Source organism: Pseudomonas sp. PvP009 (assembly GCF_017832995.1).
GTDB lineage: Bacteria > Pseudomonadota > Gammaproteobacteria > Pseudomonadales > Pseudomonadaceae > Aquipseudomonas > Aquipseudomonas syringae.
Genome location: NZ_JAFIBG010000001.1, coordinates 2,253,127 through 2,272,537 on the forward strand (window position 1 = coordinate 2,253,127; position 19,411 = coordinate 2,272,537).

16 protein-coding genes and 2 riboswitches are annotated in these 19,411 nt (G+C 61.8%); of the genes, 6 read left to right on the top strand and 10 right to left on the bottom strand.

Annotation, left to right across the window (positions count from 1 at the left end; genetic code table 11):
- From JOE29_RS10020 to JOE29_RS10030, 3 genes are all read right to left on the bottom strand, one after another.
- Positions 1-1,137: a M14-type cytosolic carboxypeptidase gene (locus JOE29_RS10020; RefSeq protein WP_024693734.1), complete on the bottom strand. Its 1,137-nt coding sequence runs from the start codon at positions 1,135-1,137 to the stop codon at positions 1-3.
- 100 nt (positions 1,138-1,237) lie between these two features.
- Positions 1,238-1,789, bottom strand: a complete 552-nt coding sequence (locus tag JOE29_RS10025; protein WP_057406950.1) for a sigma-70 region 4 domain-containing protein — start codon at positions 1,787-1,789, stop codon at positions 1,238-1,240.
- A gap of 494 nt (positions 1,790-2,283) precedes the next feature.
- The gene (locus JOE29_RS10030; RefSeq protein WP_002553253.1) at positions 2,284-2,751 is read right to left on the bottom strand and encodes an Lrp/AsnC family transcriptional regulator; all 468 of its coding nucleotides are present in this window, start codon (positions 2,749-2,751) and stop codon (positions 2,284-2,286) included.
- A gap of 173 nt (positions 2,752-2,924) precedes the next feature.
- Between JOE29_RS10030 and JOE29_RS10035 the strand changes: the two genes are divergently transcribed.
- On the top strand, positions 2,925-6,407 hold the full coding sequence (locus JOE29_RS10035; protein ID WP_210079455.1) for an indolepyruvate ferredoxin oxidoreductase family protein: 3,483 nt from the start codon (positions 2,925-2,927) through the stop codon (positions 6,405-6,407).
- Between the two features lie 98 nt (positions 6,408-6,505).
- On the opposite strand, the gene cobM is transcribed toward JOE29_RS10035, so the two are convergent.
- Genes cobM through JOE29_RS10055 form a run of 4 tightly spaced genes read right to left on the bottom strand, consistent with a single transcriptional unit; the run spans position 6,506 to position 8,630 of the window.
- Complete coding sequence (gene cobM / locus JOE29_RS10040; protein ID WP_003422960.1) at positions 6,506-7,255, bottom strand: precorrin-4 C(11)-methyltransferase; 750 nt, start codon at positions 7,253-7,255, stop codon at positions 6,506-6,508.
- 32 nt (positions 7,256-7,287) lie between these two features.
- Complete coding sequence (locus JOE29_RS10045; protein ID WP_003394736.1) at positions 7,288-7,737, bottom strand: cobalamin biosynthesis protein; 450 nt, start codon at positions 7,735-7,737, stop codon at positions 7,288-7,290.
- Positions 7,715-8,437 carry a CbtA family protein gene (locus JOE29_RS10050; RefSeq protein ID WP_058446475.1) on the bottom strand — a complete coding sequence of 241 codons (723 nt, stop codon included), beginning with the start codon at positions 8,435-8,437 and terminating at the stop codon, positions 7,715-7,717. Before JOE29_RS10050 ends, JOE29_RS10045 begins: the two co-directional genes overlap by 23 nt.
- A gap of 10 nt (positions 8,438-8,447) precedes the next feature.
- Positions 8,448-8,630 carry a CbtB domain-containing protein gene (locus JOE29_RS10055; RefSeq protein WP_003342053.1) on the bottom strand — a complete coding sequence of 61 codons (183 nt, stop codon included), beginning with the start codon at positions 8,628-8,630 and terminating at the stop codon, positions 8,448-8,450.
- Between the two features lie 98 nt (positions 8,631-8,728).
- Positions 8,729-8,944, bottom strand: a riboswitch (cobalamin riboswitch).
- A 202-nt stretch (positions 8,945-9,146) separates the two neighbouring features.
- Positions 9,147-9,371, top strand: a riboswitch (cobalamin riboswitch).
- A 118-nt stretch (positions 9,372-9,489) separates the two neighbouring features.
- Between JOE29_RS10055 and cobW the strand changes: the two genes are divergently transcribed.
- From cobW to JOE29_RS10075, 4 genes are read left to right on the top strand one after another with little or no spacing between them, the layout of a single operon-like run.
- A complete protein-coding gene (gene cobW, locus JOE29_RS10060; RefSeq protein WP_026175242.1) occupies positions 9,490-10,554 on the top strand; it encodes a cobalamin biosynthesis protein CobW in 1,065 nt (354 codons plus the stop codon).
- 3 nt (positions 10,555-10,557) lie between these two features.
- On the top strand, positions 10,558-14,322 hold the full coding sequence (cobN, locus tag JOE29_RS10065) for a cobaltochelatase subunit CobN (protein ID WP_210079456.1): 3,765 nt from the start codon (positions 10,558-10,560) through the stop codon (positions 14,320-14,322).
- On the top strand, positions 14,322-15,353 hold the full coding sequence (locus tag JOE29_RS10070; protein WP_210079457.1) for an AAA family ATPase: 1,032 nt from the start codon (positions 14,322-14,324) through the stop codon (positions 15,351-15,353). Before cobN ends, JOE29_RS10070 begins: the two co-directional genes overlap by 1 nt.
- 53 nt (positions 15,354-15,406) lie before the next feature.
- Positions 15,407-16,018 carry a VWA domain-containing protein gene (locus JOE29_RS10075; protein ID WP_026175243.1) on the top strand — a complete coding sequence of 204 codons (612 nt, stop codon included), beginning with the start codon at positions 15,407-15,409 and terminating at the stop codon, positions 16,016-16,018.
- Between the two features lie 159 nt (positions 16,019-16,177).
- Here JOE29_RS10075 and JOE29_RS10080 read toward each other — a convergent pair whose 3' ends face one another.
- Positions 16,178-16,444: a hypothetical protein gene (locus JOE29_RS10080; RefSeq protein ID WP_003315350.1), complete on the bottom strand. Its 267-nt coding sequence runs from the start codon at positions 16,442-16,444 to the stop codon at positions 16,178-16,180.
- A gap of 329 nt (positions 16,445-16,773) precedes the next feature.
- Between JOE29_RS10080 and JOE29_RS10085 the strand changes: the two genes are divergently transcribed.
- Positions 16,774-18,099 (top strand): sigma-54 dependent transcriptional regulator, encoded by a 1,326-nt coding sequence (locus JOE29_RS10085; RefSeq protein ID WP_057406945.1) that lies wholly within the window; start codon positions 16,774-16,776, stop codon positions 18,097-18,099.
- On the opposite strand, the gene JOE29_RS10090 is transcribed toward JOE29_RS10085, so the two are convergent.
- Both JOE29_RS10090 and pnuC read right to left on the bottom strand, forming a co-directional pair.
- Complete coding sequence (locus JOE29_RS10090) at positions 18,076-18,621, bottom strand: AAA family ATPase (protein WP_057406944.1); 546 nt, start codon at positions 18,619-18,621, stop codon at positions 18,076-18,078. The two genes, JOE29_RS10085 and JOE29_RS10090, sit on opposite strands and share 24 nt — an antisense overlap.
- Positions 18,618-19,181, bottom strand: coding sequence for a nicotinamide riboside transporter PnuC (pnuC, locus tag JOE29_RS10095; protein ID WP_003315346.1), 564 nt, complete (start codon positions 19,179-19,181; stop codon positions 18,618-18,620). Before pnuC ends, JOE29_RS10090 begins: the two co-directional genes overlap by 4 nt.
- Between the last annotated feature and the right edge of the window lie 230 nt (positions 19,182-19,411).

A 19,411-nucleotide genomic window follows, 5' to 3' on the forward strand; every position in this document is an offset into this window, starting at 1 on the left:
TTAGCGAAGCTCTTTTACCATCTCGGACAGCACGGTCAGTATTTCTCCGGCCAGTTGCGCAGAGCGCTTGCCTGACCAGCCGGTGACCGGGTCTGGCGCGTTGTCGTGATCCTTGAACGGCATTTCCAGGGTCAGTGACAGGCACTTGTAGCGTTCGCCAACGGCATTGGCGGCCAGGTTCATGTTGGCCTGACCGGGTGCGCCGCGTGGGTAGCCATGAACCGTCTGAAAGTTGTCGCTGACCTCGCACAGGCGGCTGCGAAAGCGCTCTTCAAGCTGGCGTTGTTGCGCGGTATACCCCGGATTACCTTCGCAGGCGGCGGTGAATACGTAAGGGATTTTCTCGTCACCGTGCACGTCGAGGAACATGTCCACGCCGTATTTTTCCATCTGCTGCCTGATGAAGGACACTTCCGGGCTTAGCGCTTCGGTACTGTCCTGCCAAGCGCGGTTAAGGTCCTTGCCGCTGGCGTTGGTGCGCAAGTGGCCATGAAAGGCTCCGTCCGGGTTGACGTTGGGCACCAGATACACATCCGCTTCCGCCAGCAATTGCTGCAGTGGGGCGTCATCCTTTTGCTGGAGGCGTTCGATCACGCCCTCCATGAACCATTCGGCCATGTGTTCGCCAGGGTGCTGCTGGGCAATCATCCAGATCTTGCGTTTGCCCTCGGCACCGTCACCTTTGCGCAGCAGCTGAATATCCCGACCTTCGACGCTTTTGCCGACAGCCAGCAACTGTGCACCGGCTTTTTCCTGCGCCTGTTCGATCAGCCAGTCATGGCGTTCACGGCTGTAGGGTTCAAAGTACGCAAACCAGACCTGCGGCTGCTCCGCGGCCAGGCTGAAATTCAGCGCCGTGCCGTCGAAATCCGACGCTACCCGAAACCAGTTCTGATGGTCGTAAGACGCTACAGCGTTGTAGCCGGTCCAGGCGTTGTTGAAGGTGGATTCGCTGGCATTGGTGAGGCTGAAGCCATAGGTCTGGCCGACGTTCAGGCCGTCTGCCTTGAAATGAAACCACTGGAAATGCGCACTTTGCGTGTCGGGCCGAATCGCCAGCCGGATATGCGCCGGGTCGCTTGCGTCGAGAACCAGAATGTTGCCGCTGTCGAAATCTGAACCGATAGTGAGAGTCAAGATAGGTGCCTGCTGCGTAGATGCCTTTTCAAGCGGCTACTGTACACCGATCAACATCGCGCCCTGCGACGTAAACTTCACTGCAACGGTCATCTGCGCGTCAGGACATGGCCTCGGCGGTGACCATCAGGCTGCAGATGAAGGCGGTCAGCAGGCACCAGACCAGATACACGCGGCGCTTGCGTCTATGCCAGCCGGATGCGCCGAGCAACGAGGCGGGTGCCTGCAACTGACGCCACAAACGCTCGCTGTTCTGGAAGGCCGAAAGGTGCGCGGCATCGGCGTCCAGCCAATGGCGAAATTCGATGCGTTCGCTGGCGGTTGCCGCAGGGCTCTGCAAGTGCACATACCAGCGGCTGGCGCGATCCTGAAGGGTGGCCTGAATGGCAGCGCTTGTGGTGTCTGCCGCGCCTGGCACATAGGCCTTGCCCAGCGCGCGAAGCATCGCGCGCTCTACCCGCGCGATGTCGACGCTCATGAAGGCTGCAATGTCGGCATAGGCCAGGCCGTCGAGTCGGCTGAGCAGGAATATCTGCCGGGTCCGGCGCGAGAGCTTGCCCAGTCGGTGGCCGAGTTCGATGGCCTGCAGCGTGGGTTGCGGCTCGGGCAGGCGGGCGGGGAGGTGCAGTAGAGACGAGAGCTGATTACTCATGATGTATCGCTCGCTGGTCGTCCATGGGAATCTTCCTTGCGATGTCGGATAGCGTCCGTGACAAGCGTAGACTAGTGAATACGAGAATCATTCTCAAGTGAAAAGGTGCAGCATTTACGTTTTATCTGCCGCATCCAGGCGTTTTCGCCTTAAAAGCATGGCCTTGATCGAGGCGCCTTTGCTATCATCCGCGTCATTGCAACACACCGCGCAACACCCAGACTTCATTAGCCTGAAGCAGCGAAACCATAAAGAAAGAACCAAAAAAAGACCCGGCAAAAAGCCGGGTCAAAAACCGTGATTAGCCTGATGAGGAGATAATCAGGAAGCCGACCTAAGACTTCCGGGTTATCCAGCGAGTCTCGCGACCCGCTGATGCAATAATAATCATTATCATTTGCAAGTCAAATGTTTTTATTGCCCTCATTGATACCGATAATCCGCCAGCGCCCGCTCGGCGGATTTTCTTTTCTCGATTTTCCCCGATTCTATTCCTAGTCTAGCGGCAGCTCCGTGGTGCGCTTCACCGTGCTCATGGCGATGTTCGAATGGGCCTCATGGACGTGGGGCAATTGCAGCAAATGATCGCGCAGAAAGCGTTCGTAGCTGGCGATGTCCTGAGCCACCACCTTGAGCATGAAGTCCATCCCCCCGGCCATCGTGTAGCACTCCAGCACCTCGGGGTGGCCGATGATTGCCTCCTCGAATTCGGCCAGATAGCGGCGGCCGTGGCCTGACAGCTTGACCTCGACGAACACGGTCATACTCAGTCCCAGCTTCTGGGTACTGAGCAGGGCGACCGTGCGTTCGATCACCCCGTCTTCCTGAAGCCGGTGAATGCGCCTCCAGCAGGGCGATTGCGACAGCTCGACCCGTTCGGCGATTTCCGCGGCCGACAGGCTGGCGTCATGTTGCAGCAGACGAAGAATCTTGCGATCGATGGGGCTCAATTTTGGCTGCATGAATTGACCTTGTTTTTTGTTCTGGCCGAAAAAAGCATGCTGAATATCAGCAGATTTGCGCGCATTTAGAAAGAAAAAGCCTCTTTGCTGCTGGCAGTCTAGTTGCAAGGCTGCCGGGCAGGACCGTCCCGGCGTACAAGACCTGACCTTATAAGAACAAGAGAGGTATTCGCATGTCCTTGGCTGATATTCGTCTGGATGATAAATACCGGCTTGCCACCGGCAATCTGTACCTGACCGGCACGCAGGCCCTGACCCGCCTGCCGATGCTGCAAAAGCAGCGCGATGAGGCGCAGGGCCTGAACACTGCCGGGTTTATCTCGGGCTACCGCGGTTCGCCGCTGGGCAATCTGGACAAGAGCCTTTGGGACGCCAAGGACTACCTGCAACAAAACGCCATCCATTTTCAGCCGGGCATCAACGAAGAACTGGCCGCCACGGCGGTCTGGGGCAGTCAACAGGTCAACCTGTTCCCGCATGGCAAGTACGATGGGGTGTTCGCCCTCTGGTACGGCAAGGGGCCGGGTGTGGACCGCTGCGGTGATGTCTTCAAGCACGGCAACTCTGCCGGTGTTGCGGCCAACGGCGGTGTGCTGATCCTGGCGGGCGACGACCACGGCTGCAAATCATCGACCATCGCTCACCAGAGTGAGCATGCGTTCATCGCCTCGATGATCCCCGTGCTCAACCCCAGTAATGTTCAGGAGATTCTCGACTACGGCATCATTGGCTGGGAGCTGTCGCGCTACAGCGGTTGCTGGGTGGCGATGAAGACCATCGCCGAGAACGTCGATTCTTCCGCGGTGGTCGAGGTCGATCCATTGCGGATCAAAACCCGTATCCCGGACGATTTCGACCTGCCTGAAGGCGGTTTGCATATCCGCTGGCCGGACCCGCCGCTGGCCCAGGAGGCGCGACTCAATACCTACAAAATCTACGCGGCCAGGGCCTTCGCTCGTGCCAACCAGCTCAACAAGGTGGTGATCGATTCTGCGCAACCCCGACTGGGCATCATCACCACCGGCAAGTCCTATCTGGACGTGCGTCAGGCCCTCGAAGAGCTGGGTATCGATCAGGAGCTGTGCGAGAAGGTCGGGATTCGCGTCCTCAAGGTCGGCATGAGCTGGCCGCTGGAGCCGGTGTCGGTTCACGACTTTGCCGAAGGGCTGGACGAGATTCTGGTGGTCGAGGAAAAACGCAGTGTCATTGAAGACCAGTTGACCGGTCAGCTTTACAACTGGCCTGTTGAGCGCCGGCCAGTGGTGGTCGGCGAGTTCGATGAGCAGGGCCGCTCACTGCTGCCGAACCTCAGCGAGCTGACCCCGGCAATGATTGCCAGGGTGATCGCCAAACGCCTTGCGCCGTTCTACAGCAGCCCGCAGATCGAAGCGCGCCTGCAGTTTCTCAGCGACAAGGAGCAAGCGCTGCAGGCGCCGCTGTTCACCACCCAGCGCACCCCGCATTTCTGCTCCGGCTGCCCGCACAACACCTCGACACGGGTTCCGGAGGGCAGTCGCGCCCTGGCCGGGATCGGCTGCCATTACATGACCATCTGGATGGACCGCGAAACCGATACCTTCACCCAGATGGGCGGCGAGGGCGTGACCTGGATCGGTCAGGCACCGTTCACCGAAACCCCGCACGTTTTCCAGAACCTGGGCGACGGCACCTATTTTCACTCGGGGCACCTGGCGCTGCGTGCGGCAGTGGCGTCCAAGGTCAACATTACTTACAAGATTCTCTACAACGATGCGGTGGCCATGACGGGTGGCCAGCCGATCGACGGCGTGCTGCGCGTCGATCAACTGAGTCGTCAGGTATTCAACGAAGGCGTGCAGCGCATCGCGCTGGTTTCCGACGAGCCGGACAAGTACCCGAATCGTGAAGACTTCGCACCGATTACCACCTTTCATCATCGGCGCGATCTGGACAGCGTGCAGCGCGAGTTGCGCGAGTTCAAAGGCGCGTCGGTCATCATCTACGACCAGACCTGCGCCACTGAAAAGCGCCGCCGTCGCAAGCGCGGCACCATGCCTGACCTGGAAAAGCGCGCGTTGATCAACCCGGCGGTGTGCGAGGGCTGCGGCGATTGCGGGGTCAAATCCGGGTGCCTGTCTGTGCTGCCCAAGGAAACGGCGCAGGGGCGCAAGCGCGAAATCGATCAGAGCGCGTGCAACAAGGATTTCAGTTGCGTCGAGGGTTTCTGCCCGAGCTTCGTCACCGTGCATGGCGGCAAACTGCGCAAGCCTGCGTTGCCCAAGCAGGTCGAAGCATTCGCGCGTCTGCCGGAACCGGTGCTGCCGTCGCTCGACAGGCCGTTCAATATTCTCCTGCCGGGTGTCGGCGGCACAGGGGTGACCACCGTCGGCGCGATGCTGGGCTATGCCGCGAATCTGGAAGGCAAGGGCTGCAGCGTGCTCGATCAGGCCGGTCTGGCACAGAAATTCGGTCCGGTGGTCAGCCATATCCGCATTGCCGCGCGCCAAGAGGATCTGTTTGCCGTGCGTATCGCCGCCGGTGAAGCGCACCTGCTGCTCGGCTGTGACTTGCTGGTGGCTGCCGGCCCGGACGCGATCGCCAAGCTCGATAGCAAGATTTCCCATGCGGTGGTCAACAGCCAGCAAACACCGACCGCCGAGTTCACGCGCAATCCGGATGCCGTGTTTCCGGCCGAAGCCATGAAGCAGACCATCATCGAGGCGGTCGGCGCGGCGAAGACCCACTTTGTCGAAGCCACATCACTGGCTACTCGACTGATGGGCGACAGCATCGCCAGCAACCTGTTCATGCTCGGCTATGCGTTTCAGCTGGGCCTGATTCCATTGACCTCGGCGGCCATCGAGAAGGCCATCGAACTCAACGGCGTAGCGGTCAATCTGAATCAGCAGGCGTTTCTCTGGGGGCGTCGTACTGCGCATGATCCTGCCGCCGTGGAGGCCTTCGTCAACCCGCAAAACAAGGTCAGCGAGCCGCAGCCAATGGACCTTGATCAGCGCATCCAGAGCAATGTCGATACCTTGAAGCAGTATCAGAGCGCCGCCTACGCCAAGCGCTATCTGGCATTGGTGCAACGCGTACGCGACAGCGAATCGCGCGCGTTCCCTGGCCAGCAGCCGACGCTGACCGAGGCCGTGGCATTCAATTACTTCAAATTGCTGGCCTATAAAGACGAATACGAAGTGGCGCGGCTTTACAGCAACGGCGAGTTTACCCGCCAGTTGCAAGCGCAGTTCGAGGGTGACTATCGACTGGAGTTTCACTTGGCACCGTCGTGGCTGGCCAAGCGCGATCCGCACAATGGCCTGCCGCGCAAACGTAGTTTTGGCCCGTGGATGCTGCGCGCGTTCGATGTGCTGGCGACGTTCAAATTCCTCCGTGGCACGGCGCTCGATCCGTTCGGTCGCAGTCTCGAACGTCAGCAGGAGAGGGCGCTGATTGACCGCTATGTCAGCGATGTCGAACTGATCCTGCAGCACCTTCAGGCGCAGAATCGTCACACCGCCTTGAGTCTGGCACGCCTGCCGGAACGCATTCGCGGCTATGGCTACATCAAGGAAAACGCCATGAAAGCGGCTGCCGTGCAGGCCGATATTCTGCGCAAGAGCCTGGAAAGCGGCGAAGTGGCCGCACCGAAGCTGTATGAGGCGGCTGCCTGAGGAGGGCAATACCGATCAGCGTGCCAGCCCAGCGTTGGCACGCTGTTCATCACGCCACGCGTCGCCGCTCATTACAGTGATCATCATGGCGGTACTGACTACACCGGCCTGAACAGATGGGCATGCCCGGCGCGGTACAGCGAGGACTCGCTGAAGGTGTCATCGGCAAGTACACGTCCGACCAGAATCAGTGCCGTGCGGCGAAAGCCCTTGGCCTGTACCTTTTCCTGAATATCTGCCAGCGTGCCAACGGCCCAGTCCTGATCCGGCCAGCTGGCGCGATGCACCACGGCAATCGGGCAGTCGGCACCGTAATGTGGCATGAGCTCCTCGACGATCCGCTGCAGGTTGTTCACCCCCAGATGAATCGCCATGGTTGCCCGATGGCTGGCCAGACTGGCCAGTTCCTCGCCGCTGGGCATTGAGGTCTTGTCGGCATAGCGGGTCAGAATAACGCTCTGCGAAACGTCCGGCAGAGTCAGCTCGACGCCCAGAAGCGCAGCGCAGGCAGCGGTTGCGGTCACCCCCGGAATGATTTCGAACGGAATGCCCAATTCGCGCAGATGGCGGATCTGCTCGCCGATAGCGCCATACAGGCTCGGGTCTCCGGAATGCACGCGCGCCACATCCTGGCCCTGTGCGTGCGCGCGCTTGATCAGCTCGATGATCTGCTCCAGATGCAGTTCGGCGCTGTTGGTCACCTGCACGGCCTGATGACCTTCCAGCACGGCGAGGGGCACCAGCGAGCCTGCGTAGATAATGACCGGGCAGCTGCGAATCAGGCGTTGGCCCTTGACGGTGATCAGCTCCGGATCGCCAGGGCCTGCGCCGATGAAATAGACAGTCAATGAATTCTCCGGGGTGAGTGAGCGCGGGGAGATTATCCGCTGTGCGCAGGGCTGATTGCCAAGGCAAATGTGGCCTGCGCGCTTTTCTGCCGTTCGATCAGCAGGGTGGCCGTACCGTCGCCCAGTTGCGCCGCCAGTGCCAGCGCCGAGCCCTCGGCGACGCCATGACAGCCCGTGTTCTGGAACACCTGCGCAGAACGGTGCGTGAGGTGCAGTTCCCACGCTACCAGTTGCGCGGCGTTGAAGCACACCAGTGGCACAGCCAGTTGCCCGGCCAGCTCAAGCAGGCCGGGCTCGGTTTCTTTCAGGTCGATGGACGCCAGCGCGGTCACCCGGCCAATGTCCAGCTCAAGTGCCTGCAGGCTCTGCTCGAGCAGATCGCGCAACAGCGCAGCCGAGCAGCCGCGCCGACAGCCCAGCCCGGCAACCAGAGGTGCGCCGGGTTGAAGGGTCGCTGGATCAGGCCTGATGCAGGTCGACATTGTCGGTATGCACGTCGTTTCTGCGGAACAGCCAGGCACTGATCAACCCCAGCGCGACCCAGAACAGCGCGTTGGTCAGCAGCGAGGCAATCATGAACTGCGATTCCAGAGCCTCGGGAGCCAGGCTTTCACGGACCAGCGGCTGTGGCGCGCCAAGCACATGCGGGACCAGCAGAATCGCCACACCCAGTGCTTTGAGCAGCCAGTTCTGACCGAACACCAGCAAGGCCAGCCCGGCTGCAGTCGACGCGGCAGCGCCGAGCCACCACAGTTGCCGCTGACTCAGCTCGGCGGCCGCTGTGCCTGGCAGTTCGGGTGGCAGGCCAAGGGTGGGGGCCAGCACGAACACGGCAAAACCGGCTAACCCCCACCATGCGCCTTGCACGGTGCGACCCGGCGCCCGCAGGGTGTAAAGCCCGGCAAGCATCAAGGCGAAGCCCACCGCGACCACCAGGTTACCGCCAGTGGTGGACAGCACACGCTGCCAGCCGTTTTCGGGCTCCCAGGCCGCTTCGTCATGGGCATGGCTGTGTTCGGCCATCGCGCCGTCCGCGTGCTGATGCAGTTGCTCGGCAGGTGCGTTTTCGTAGGTCTCGGCCTGCTGGATCAGCGGCACCACCCACAGGCTTTGCAGCAGCGTCAGCAGCAGGGCGGCGAGCAGGCCGGTGAAACCTGCGGTGTAGGCGATTCGCTTGAACATTGTGAGGCCCTCAATGGCAAGGAAAGGCAGCGCTGTGACGGGTGTCGTGTGCCGCGTTGTGCACGGCCGCGATGTGCGAGAAACCGGCGAAGTACACCAGACAGGCGCCGAGAAGCGCAGCGCTGATGGCGGCTGTCAGGCGTTGAGTGCGTGTGGAGCTGGGCGCGGCGGCGTGGCTGCTGATGGTCGACATGGCGTTCCCTCTTGTTGGTAATCGGCAAGTGGGCCACGCGCAAAAGAACCTGCCGGCAGACGCCGGAGGTTTCAACTGCGCCCGCCCACCGCGGGTTTGTCATTGCAAGCATATCGGGCCGGTCTCCGGGCTCGCGAGGGACCAGGACGTCAGTGCGTCAAAGCCTGCAAGGTCACCTTCCCATGCCAGCGGCACAGTGGATCAGACCTACTCTCGCTTACCGTTGCGGGGGCAGCACCGGACTTGCTCGACAACGCGAGCGCACCGGTTTCCCGTTTCACCCCGTGAGGGGCACCCGAAACAAGGCGCACAGGAGACCATGGGCGGCGGGGCAGCGTCAATCTGAACGATTGACCTGTCTGCAGTCACTGCGTAGCCTTGCCGGTTCCAAGCTGTGTAAAAACTACTGCGCTTGGCAATACTGCGTTAAAAACAGGCGAAAAATGCTCATTTAGAACACCTAGACTCCGCTTTTTCGCCTGTTTTTGCCTTGTCTTGCCTTCGCTCGTGACGTTTTTACACACCCTGGTTCGAGGTTCTCCCCGGGTAAAACATCACCCAGTGGAGCTAAGACGGGAATGCGGTACATGCCGCAGCTGCCCCCGCAACTGTAAACGGTCATGTTCATTGCACAGCCACTGCTGCGGCGGGAAGGCGCGATGAATGCGTGTCGGCACATTATTCACTGCCTGCCGCACGCCGCCGTGAGCCAGGAGACCTGCCTCGAACGGGCCACACATGCTGCGGCCCTGGAGAATTCTCACTACAACCGGGCGGGGTGATCCGGTGGCGATCCGATCTGCATGTCCTGCATGCGGCTCTCGTCCTGTTTGCCCGCCGCATTGCCAAAGGGCACCTGATGAAAACACTGGCCAAGCTTCCCGTCACCATCGTCACCGGCTTCCTCGGCTCGGGCAAGACCACCCTGTTGCGGCACATGCTCGACAACGCCGAAGGGCGGCGCATTGCGGTCATCGTCAATGAGTTCGGCGAGCTGGGCATCGACGGAGAAATCCTCAAGCAGTGCACGATCGGCTGCACCGAAGAAGAAGCCAACGGCCGGGTGTACGAACTGGCCAATGGCTGCCTGTGCTGCACCGTGCAGGAAGAGTTCTTCCCGGTCATGCGCGAACTGGTCGCGCGCCGTGGTGATCTGGACCATATCCTGATCGAAACCTCGGGGCTGGCGCTGCCCAAGCCGCTGGTCCAGGCTTTTCAATGGCCGGAAATCCGCAACGCCTGCACGGTCGATGCGGTGATCACGGTGGTCGACAGCCCGGCGGTACTGGCCGGCACCTTTGCTGCCTTCCCTGATCAGGTCGATGCGCAGCGCAAACTCGATCCCAACCTGGACCACGAGTCGCCCCTGCACGAACTGTTTGCCGATCAACTGGCCAGCGCCGATCTGGTGATCCTCAACAAGGCCGACATGATCGACGCCGAAGGTCTGGCGACGGTGCGTGCCGAAGTCGCCGAGGAGCTGCCGCCTGCGGTCAAGGTGATCGAAGCCAGCAGTGGTCGTCTGCCGATCAGCGTGCTGCTGGGTGTCGGTGCCGAGTCCGAGCTGCATATCGACGCTCGCAAGACCCACCATGATCACCACGACGATGACGATCATGATGACCACGATCACGACGCGTTCGATTCGATTTCCCTGACACTGCCGCAAGCCGATGAGAAAGTCCTGCTCGATGCACTGAATCAGCTGGTGGTGCAGCACGGCATTCTGCGTGTGAAGGGCTTCGCGGCCATTCCCGGCAAGCCGATGCGCCTGCTGATTCAAGGTGTCGGGACTCGTTTCGACAAGCACTTCGACCGCGCCTGGCGTGCCGATGAAGAGCGTGCCACGCACCTGGTGCTGATTGGTCAGGAGCTGGATGCCGCAGCCCTGCAAGCGCAACTCAATGCTGCGATTGTCGGCTGACCCATGCATTTACTGAGAACCCAGCCCGGCGGTTTCGTACCTGACGACAATATTGCCGATCTGGGCCAGACCCCGGCCGAGCTGGTGATTCTCTGCAGCGGCGACTCCAGCCTGGCGCTGCTGGCCGAGGCCGCCCGGCAGCTCCCCGAAGACTACCCCAGCCTGCGTCTGGCCAACCCGATGCAGGTCCAGAATCACGCCTCTGTCGACCTGTACGTCGATGAAGTGCTGCGTCACGCAAAGGTCATTCTGATTTCTCTGCACGGCGGTATTGGCTACTGGCGCTACGGCGTCGAGCGGCTGATGGAGCTCGCGGCGCGCGGCGTTCAAGTCATTCTGGTGCCCGGTGATGATCGCCCTGATCCAGAGCTGAGTGATCTGAGCACCGTGCCTGGCGTAGAACGCGACCGACTCTGGCAGTTTCTGCGTCAGGGCGGCCTGCAGAACGCGCTGCAGTTGTACAACTGCATGGCCAGTCGCTGGTTGGACCGCGATTATTCCTGGGTCGAGCCCGCGCCCTTGCCGCGCACGGCCATCTACCATCCACGGTTGGCAAGCGCGCAGCTTGCCGATTGGCAGGCAGACTGGCTCGTCGAGCAGCCGGTAGTCGCGCTGCTGTTCTACCGCTCGCACCTGCAGGCCGCCAATACCGGTTTCATCGACGAGTTCTGTGTGCGCTTACAGGCGCAAGGCATCAACCCGCTGCCCATTGCCGTGGCCAGCCTCAAGGAACCCGGCTGTTTCACCCAGGTGGAGGACTGGCTGGATGAGGCTGAAACCGAGCTGATCCTCAATACCACCGGTTTTGCACAGTCGAGTCCGGAAGCGCCGCATCTGCGTCCGTTCCGGCGCAACGTACCGGTCATTCAGGCCATCTGCGCGCAGGACAACGAGCCTGCCTGGCAGGCCAGCGAACAGGGCCTTGGCGCTCGTGATCTGGCGATGCACATTGCCTTGCCGGAGCTGGACGGACGGATCATCAGCCGGCCGATCAGCTTCAAGGACCTGGCCTGGCGCAGTGAGCGCAGCCAGTCGGACGTGGTCTGCTACCGTGCCCAGCCGGACCGGATGGATTTCGTCGCAGAACTGGCGCGGCGCTGGATCGAGCTTGCGCGCCTGCCCAATGGCGAAAAGCGTGTGGCGCTGATCCTCGCCAACTACCCGACTCGCGACGGGCGGATCGGCAATGGTGTGGGGCTCGATACGCCTGCTGCGGCGCTGAATATCCTGCGCGCCATGCAGGCCGAGGGCTATCCGCTGGCGCCGTTGCCGGACACTGGCACCGAACTGATCCAGCAACTGCTGGGCGGCGTGACCAATGATCTGGACAGTATCGACCAGCGCCCGTGTCACCAGAGCATGGCGCTGGAGGAATACCTGGCGGCGTTCAACGAACTGCCGCAGGAAAATCGCGATGCGGTGAACGCCCGTTGGGGCACGCCGGACACCGATCCGATGTTTCGCAGCGGCCGGATGATGATCGCCGGACTGCGCTTTGGCCTCACGTTCATCGGCATTCAACCGGCACGGGGTTATCAGGTCGACCCGAGCGCGGTGTATCACGACCCGGATCTGGTTCCACCCCATGGCTACCTGGCGTTCTACTTCTGGCTGCGCAAGGCCTACGGCGCGCATGCGGTGGTGCATGTCGGCAAGCACGGCAACCTCGAGTGGCTGCCGGGCAAAGGCGTGGGGTTGTCGCGAACCTGCTGGCCGGACGCGGTGCTGGGCGCCATGCCGAACATCTATCCGTTCATCGTCAACGACCCGGGCGAGGGCGCACAGGCCAAACGGCGCACTCAGGCGGTCATCATCGATCACTTGATGCCGCCGCTGACCCGCGCGGAGACCTACGGCCCGTTGCGCAATCTGGAGCTGCTCGCCGACGAATTCTACGAAGCGCAAATGCTCGATCCGCGCCGCGCGCGCGAGCTGCAGCGTGACATTCTCGAACTGGTCCGTGAAACCCATATCGACCGCGAACTGGCGCTGGGCGAGAACCTCGACAGCGATGCCGACGCGGCGCTCTGGCTGCCACGTCTGGACACTTACCTGTGTGATCTGAAGGAATCGCAGATTCGCGATGGCCTGCATATCTTCGGTAAGTCGCCACAAGGCCGTCTGCGCATCGACACTTTGCTGGCGCTGCTGCGTATTCCGCGTGGTGACGGGCGTGGCGCGCAGTCCAGTCTGTTGCGCGCGTTGAGCAAGGCGTTCGAGCTGGACTTCGATCCGCTTAACTGCGAGCTGGCCGAACCCTGGAATGGCCCGCGCCCTGCTGCGTTGCAGGCCTTGAGCAGCGACCCTTGGCGCAGTGCGGGCGACGCGCGCGAGCGGCTGGAGCTTTACGCCGCCATCCTTATCGAACGCGTCACGCAGGGCGAAGCGTTGACCGACTTGCCGGCGCACGATGATCTCGCCCAGATTCTCGACAGCCTGCGTGACGTCGTCGCGCCGCGTCTGGATGCCTGCGGCCCCGGCGAAATGCAGGGCATGCTTGACGCGCTGAGTGGTCGTTTCGTGCCGGCAGGCCCCAGCGGCGCGCCGAGCCGGGGGCGCCTGGATGTGCTGCCCACTGGCCGCAACTTTTTTACCGTGGATGTGCGCAACCTGCCGACCACCACGGCCTGGCGAATCGGCTTCCAGTCCGCCAACCTGTTGCTGGAACGACACCTGCAGGACCATGGCGATCACCTGCGCCAGTTGGGCCTGTCGGTGTGGGGCACGGCGACCATGCGTACCGGCGGTGACGACATCGCCCAGGCCATGGCGCTGATGGGCGTGCGTCCGGTGTGGGCGACTGGCAGTCAGCGGGTCGATGACTTCGAGATTCTGCCGATCAGCCTGCTCGACCGCCCGCGAGTGGACGTGACACTGCGAGTCTCCGGTTTCTTCCGCGACGCTTTCGCCAACCTTATCAAGCTGTTCGACGCTGCGGTGCAGGCCGTCGCGGCGCTTGACGAGCCCGACGACATGAACCCGCTGGCGGCCAGGGTCCGTGAAGAACGGCAAGGCTTCATCGCAGAAGGCCTGAATGAAGACGAGGCGGCGCGTCAGGCTGGTTGGCGAATATTTGGTGCCAAACCCGGTGCCTACGGCGCTGGCGTGCAGGGCGCGATCGATGGCCGTCTGTGGCAGAGCCGCGACGACCTTGCCGAGGTTTACCTCAATTGGGGGGGGTACGCCTATGGCGCTGCCGATGAAGGTACGCCCGCGCGCCAGCGCTTTGCCCAGCGGCTTTCTCAGGTGCAGGCGGTGCTGCAGAATCAGGACAATCGCGAGCACGACCTGCTCGACTCAAATGACTACTACCAGTTTCAGGGCGGCATGCTCGCCGCTTCTGAAACCCTCAGCGGGCAGAAGACCGCCAGTTACCATGGCGATCACAGCCAACCAGACCTGCCGAAAATCCGCACCCTCAAGGAAGAGCTGAACCGGGTGATACGCTCGCGCGCAGCGAATCCGAAATGGATCGAAGGGGCCAAGCGCCATGGTTACAAAGGTGCTTTCGAGATGGCCGCGACCGTGGATTTCCTGTTCGCGTTCGACGCGACCACCGAGCTGATCGATGATCACCAGTACGCGCTGCTCGCCGACGCCTATCTGCTGGACCCGGCGACTCGCGATTTCATCGCCCAGCACAACCCCGATGCGCTGCGCGACATGACCGAGCGCATGCTCGAAGCCCAGCAGCGCGGCCTCTGGCAGGAGCCTGGCGAGTATCAGCAGGCGCTGGAAGACCTGCTCCTGGACATAGAAGAGAACTGATGACCGTGTCTGATTCAACGATGAGTGAAACTCCGCATTTTCCGCTGGCCGCTGTGGTTGGTGCTGATGACCTGAAACTGGCGTTATGCCTGACTGCCATCGACCCGCGCATCGGCGGCGTGTTGATCGAAGGGCCGCGGGGCATGGCCAAATCGACGCTGGCCCGCGGGCTGGCCGATGTGCTGGCCAGCGGTCAGTTCGTCACCTTGCCGCTGGGTGCTACCGAAGAGCGTCTGGTCGGCACGCTGGATCTCGACGCCGCGCTGAGCGAAGGCCGCGCGCGCTTCTCTCCAGGTGTGCTGGCCAAGGCCGACGGTGGCGTGCTGTATGTCGATGAGGTCAACCTGCTTGCCGACCATCTGGTCGATCTGCTGCTGGACGTCGCGGCCAGCGGCGTCAACCTGGTCGAGCGCGACGGTATCTCCCATCGTCATGCTGCGCGTTTCGTGCTGATCGGCACCATGAACCCCGAAGAGGGCGAATTGCGCCCGCAGTTGCTGGATCGCTTTGGCCTCAATGTGGCCCTGAGCGGCCATACGCTGCCTGCCGAGCGCAGTCAGATCATCCGTCGCCGTCTGGATTTCGACAGCGATCCGCAGAGCTTCTGCCAGCACTGGCAAACGCAGCAGGATGCCTTGAAGCGGCGTTGTGAACAGGCACGTCAGTTGTTGTCGGGCATCGAGCTGGATGACCAGTCCCTGGCAATGATCACCGAGCGCTGCTTTGCCGCAGGCGTCGACGGCATGCGCGCCGATCTGGTCTGGCTGCGGGCTGCGCGTGCTCATGCGGCGTGGCGGGGTGCGGGGCACATTGAAGAGCAGGACATCGAGGCCGTTGCCGAATTTGCCTTGCGTCACCGGCGCCGCGAGCCCTCGCCACCGCCGCAGAATTCCGAGGCACCGCCGCCACCAGGATCGTCCAGCAAACAGGCCGAGCCTGAAAGCGGGCAGGGCAGTTGGGGTGAGTTGCCCGCCCAGGCAGTCACGACCGGATCACGCCGCGAAGTGCCGAGCTGGCCAAAAAAGCCCTAGGCATCCGTCCCCGCGCCATACAGGGGGCGGATGCCATTCCCCGTCCCGGCCGACTGGCCAGCGGCAGGCAGGGCGCTGTGCGTGTCGGGGCTGATGGACCGGTGCAATGGTTGCCGACCTTTTTGCGCGGTCAGCCGAAGAGCCACAAGGACCTGGTGCGTCAGCCGCGTAGCAGCCGGCCCAGCGAGTTATTGCTGGTGATTGTCGATGCTTCGGCGTCTACCCGCCGCCATCAGGCGTTGAGTCAGGCCAAGGGCCTGCTGTCGCAGATGTTCGACGATGCCTATCGACGCCGGGCTCGGCTGGCCTTGCTGACCGCCAGCGGCACTGCGCCACGCTGGCAACATCAGGGGCTGAAAGCCTCATCGGCGTTGACACCTTGGCTGGATGCATTGGGGGCTGGTGGTGGTACGCCGTTGCCGGAAGCGCTGCAACAGGCGGCTGAATGGCTGGCGCAACGGCAAAAACGCTATCCGGCCGAACAGCAGCGGGTTTTGGTGCTGACCGATGGTCGGATCAAGTCGTTACCGGCACTGCCTGCGTTCGACTGCGCCAGTTTGCTGATCGATATCGAGAAAGGCCCGATTCGCCTGGGAAGGGCGCGGGAACTGGCATCGAGTCTGGGGGCCGAGTACCGGCACATTGATGAGTTGAAGCGGGTCTGAGGGTGGGGAACCCGTCAGGCCCTGTGCTCTCTTGCCGATGCTCTGCGGGGTTGGCGCGCGCAGAGCATGGCACTGAGAACAAATTCCTGTGGGCGCTGCGAGTGCGGCGATCCCACAGGTTTTCCATTACGCCAAGCGGGGAGCCGGCTCAGTCAGCCATCAAGCCGGCATGGTCCACGGCTCAAGGTCGTAGCCTTCGTTGCTGATTTCTGCACGGGCCTGTTCCAGAGCGCTGGCCAGCTGGCGCTTGTCGGAATAGGTGCTGCTCGGGATCTGCTTGCGACCGATACGGTTGCTGGTGCGGTCGATCACCGTCAGGCTCAGTTCGCCGTTACCGTCCTGTGGTGCCCAGGCAACACACTGGAAGGGTTCAAAAGCGTGTCCAGCGATCAGAAGTGCATCGTTGAAGCGCAGTGGGGCGTTCATGGTCGTTTCCTCAAGTGCCCATATCAATTCAGTCACGGCGGCGGGCTAACCGTCCGGCTGGTTACTTGTGTTGATGAACGACAAGGGGGCATGAGTCACACTGTTCAATGAAAATAGTTGCGAATTATTTTCGACGGGCGCGCGCATGGATGTCCCGGGCAAAAAGGGTCGGGCATGTAGCGCGTTAATGACTTCAGGTTATGAGCGTTAGACCCAAACGGTACAACGCCGCGTCAAATATTTGCTAGGGTGATGATTGGGCTCGCCAACAGACTGTTTATAAAAAGCTTTTCAAAATCCCTCCATACGCCGGGCGCCAAGGAAACTTCATGCATGGATCGGCCCCAACACGACGTCTGTTAATGCTCGATGGCGGTGACGACTGTCATCCATTGATCCCTGTTCTGATCGAAGCCGGCTGGACGGTGCAGGAAAGCCCATCGGGTTCGGCAATCATTTCTGATTGTGATGTAGGCCTGATTCACCTGACGTCCGATCATTTTGAACACTTGCCCAGGCTTGAGGCGCTGTTCGTTAACAGCCCGGTGCGCTGGATTGCAGTGCTGTCAGCCAGTGATTTGCGCCGCGAGAAAATCGGCGATTTCGTCTGCCGCTGGTTTTTCGACTTTCATACGCTGCCTTTCGATGCCGGTCGGCTGCACGCCTCGCTGGACAGAGCGTTTACGGCCGGGCCGCCGCCAGTGCAGGGCTCGCCATCGCAATGCAGCGCGGACCCCGAGTTGCTCGGCGACAGTCGGCCTGTCCGTGAACTGCGCAGGCTGCTGAGCAAACTGGCGCCCACCGATTCGCCGGTACTGATCAGGGGCGAGCGGGGCACGGGCAAGGAACTGATCGCCCGCAGTCTGCATGCTCAGTCCTTGCGACGTGACAAACCCTTTATCGTGGTTGATTGCGCAGCGCCTGACGGGCAGTCGATCCACACCGTGCTGTTCGGTCATGAGGACGGCGGGTTTGACGATGCTCAGGCACGTAGGGTCGGACTGCTTGAAGCCGCAGACGGCGGCACGCTGTTGCTCGACGAGGTCGGTGAGCTTCCGCTGGATACCCAGGCGAGCCTGCTGCGCTTTCTCGAAGACCGGCAGATCGAGCGCGCGGACGGCGGCGAGCCGATTGCAGTGGATGTGCGGGTGCTGGCCGCCACTCGCGAGGATCTTGAAACGGCCGTGCGCAAAAAGCGCTTTCGTGAGGACCTTTATTACCAACTCAATGTGCTGCAGGTCGGTGTAGCGCCGCTGCGCGAGCGCCATGGCGATCTGGCGTTGCTGGCTAACCATTTCGCCCATGTGTACAGTCAGGAAACCGGCAGGCGGGCGCGCAGTTTCAGTCAGGATGCGCTGGTGGCGCTGGGCAAGCACGATTGGCCGGGCAATGTGCGCGAGCTGGCCGGTCGCGTTCGGCGCGGGCTGGTGCTGGCCGAAGGCAGGCAGATAGAAGCGGCAAATCTGGGCCTGCTGGGCGAAGAGGACAGTGTTGGCAACATGGGCACGCTGGAGGATTACAAGTCCCGGGCCGAGCGCCAGGCGTTGTGCGATGTGTTGACGCGCCACAGTGACAATCTGAGTGTGGCGGCCAGAGTGCTGGGTATTTCGCGACCGACGTTTTATCGGCTGTTACACAAGCACCAGATCCGCTGAGTCGTCCAGCAACTGCGAGACAGCGCTCAGCGCCTGCTCGCGGCGCTGCTCCCAGCTACCGCCCACTATCCGGTAAGCCTGCTGGTGGTGTTCCAGCCATTCCCGGCTGGCGTTGAAAAAGGCCTGGCGTTCACCCAGCTGCGGCTGGCAGCGCTGGCCGTCGCTGATCCAGTCAACGCCCTCGGGCGACAGCAGCAGGTGCAGGTCATAGGAACGGCTCAGCAGTTGCTGTTCGATCCACGCAGGGCAGTCGCCGAACAGCGTGCGGCTCCAGAGCATGTTGCTCAACAGGTGCGTGTCGAGTATCAGCAAGTTTGGCTCTGCGCCGCGCGCGGCGTCCTCCCAGGCCATTTGGCCCTGAGCGATGGCCGGGATATCGGGGTAATCTGTGTCGCGGCCCTGCTGATCGATGAAATACCGCACATATTCGCCGACCAGCAGGCCGCCGAACCTATGCTGTATCTCCGCCGACAGCCAGCTCTTGCCACTGGACTCGGGGCCGGTGAGGACCAGAACTTTCATCGCGCCAGCGCCAGATCGTTGCGCCACTCGCGCCAGCCCTGCACCGCCAGCAGGGTGAACAGGCCATACAGCGCAGCCGTCAGGTAAAGGTCCTTGTAGATGAACAGGCCGACGAAAATCACATCGAGCAGAATCCACAGCGGCCAGCACTGAACGCGCTTTTGCGCCATCCAGACCTGCGCCACCAGACTGAACCCGGTCAATGCGGCGTCCAGCCAGGGTTGTGCCGCATCGGTGAAATGCGCCATGCCGGCACCCAGTGCAACGCTGATGAGTACGCCGACCGCCAGCCCCTTGAGCACCGAACTGTTCTGCAACGTGGTTACGGCTTTGACCGGCAGGCCGTCACCGTGCCGGGTCCATTGCAGCCAGCCGTAGACCTGCAGGCCTGCGTAGATGACCTGCAGGAGCATGTCCGAATACAACTTCACGTCGAAGAATATCCAGATGTAAATCACAACCATGACCAGGCCAATTGGCCAGCACCAGGGATTCTGCTTCACTGTCAGCCAGACTGCGATAACGCCGATGGCGGCAGCGAAGAGTTCAAGCCCGGACATGGCGGCTCCTTGGTGAGGGTGGTGAGGGGCGGGGCCGGCGATTGTATGCGCTTCTGCGCGCGGCGTGCAGCTTGTGTTGCGCCGGAGCTTACGTCAGCAGGCGTTGTGCGTGCAGGTCTGCTAGCATTCCGCGCCTTGCATTTGCGCGAGTTTCTTCAAGCTTCGTTCAGGCATGTGGCGGCATAGTGGCAAGCATTTTTTACACGACAACATTAAACAGCGAGCCTGCG

Bases quoted from the DNA above. Each gene is read 5' to 3' on its own strand.
- JOE29_RS10025 (WP_057406950.1), bottom strand. From the start codon at position 1,789: ATGAGTAATCAGCTCTCGTCTCTACTGCACCTCCCCGCCCGCCTGCCC.
- JOE29_RS10030 (WP_002553253.1), bottom strand. From the start codon at position 2,751: ATGCAGCCAAAATTGAGCCCCATCGATCGCAAGATTCTTCGTCTGCTG.
- JOE29_RS10035 (WP_210079455.1), top strand. From the start codon at position 2,925: ATGTCCTTGGCTGATATTCGTCTGGATGATAAATACCGGCTTGCCACC.
- JOE29_RS10045 (WP_003394736.1), bottom strand. From the start codon at position 7,737: ATGTCGACCTGCATCAGGCCTGATCCAGCGACCCTTCAACCCGGCGCA.
- JOE29_RS10050 (WP_058446475.1), bottom strand. From the start codon at position 8,437: ATGTTCAAGCGAATCGCCTACACCGCAGGTTTCACCGGCCTGCTCGCC.
- JOE29_RS10055 (WP_003342053.1), bottom strand. From the start codon at position 8,630: ATGTCGACCATCAGCAGCCACGCCGCCGCGCCCAGCTCCACACGCACT.
- cobW (WP_026175242.1), top strand. From the start codon at position 9,490: ATGAAAACACTGGCCAAGCTTCCCGTCACCATCGTCACCGGCTTCCTC.
- cobN (WP_210079456.1), top strand. From the start codon at position 10,558: ATGCATTTACTGAGAACCCAGCCCGGCGGTTTCGTACCTGACGACAAT.
- JOE29_RS10070 (WP_210079457.1), top strand. From the start codon at position 14,322: ATGACCGTGTCTGATTCAACGATGAGTGAAACTCCGCATTTTCCGCTG.
- JOE29_RS10080 (WP_003315350.1), bottom strand. From the start codon at position 16,444: ATGAACGCCCCACTGCGCTTCAACGATGCACTTCTGATCGCTGGACAC.
- JOE29_RS10085 (WP_057406945.1), top strand. From the start codon at position 16,774: ATGCATGGATCGGCCCCAACACGACGTCTGTTAATGCTCGATGGCGGT.
- JOE29_RS10090 (WP_057406944.1), bottom strand. From the start codon at position 18,621: ATGAAAGTTCTGGTCCTCACCGGCCCCGAGTCCAGTGGCAAGAGCTGG.
- pnuC (WP_003315346.1), bottom strand. From the start codon at position 19,181: ATGTCCGGGCTTGAACTCTTCGCTGCCGCCATCGGCGTTATCGCAGTC.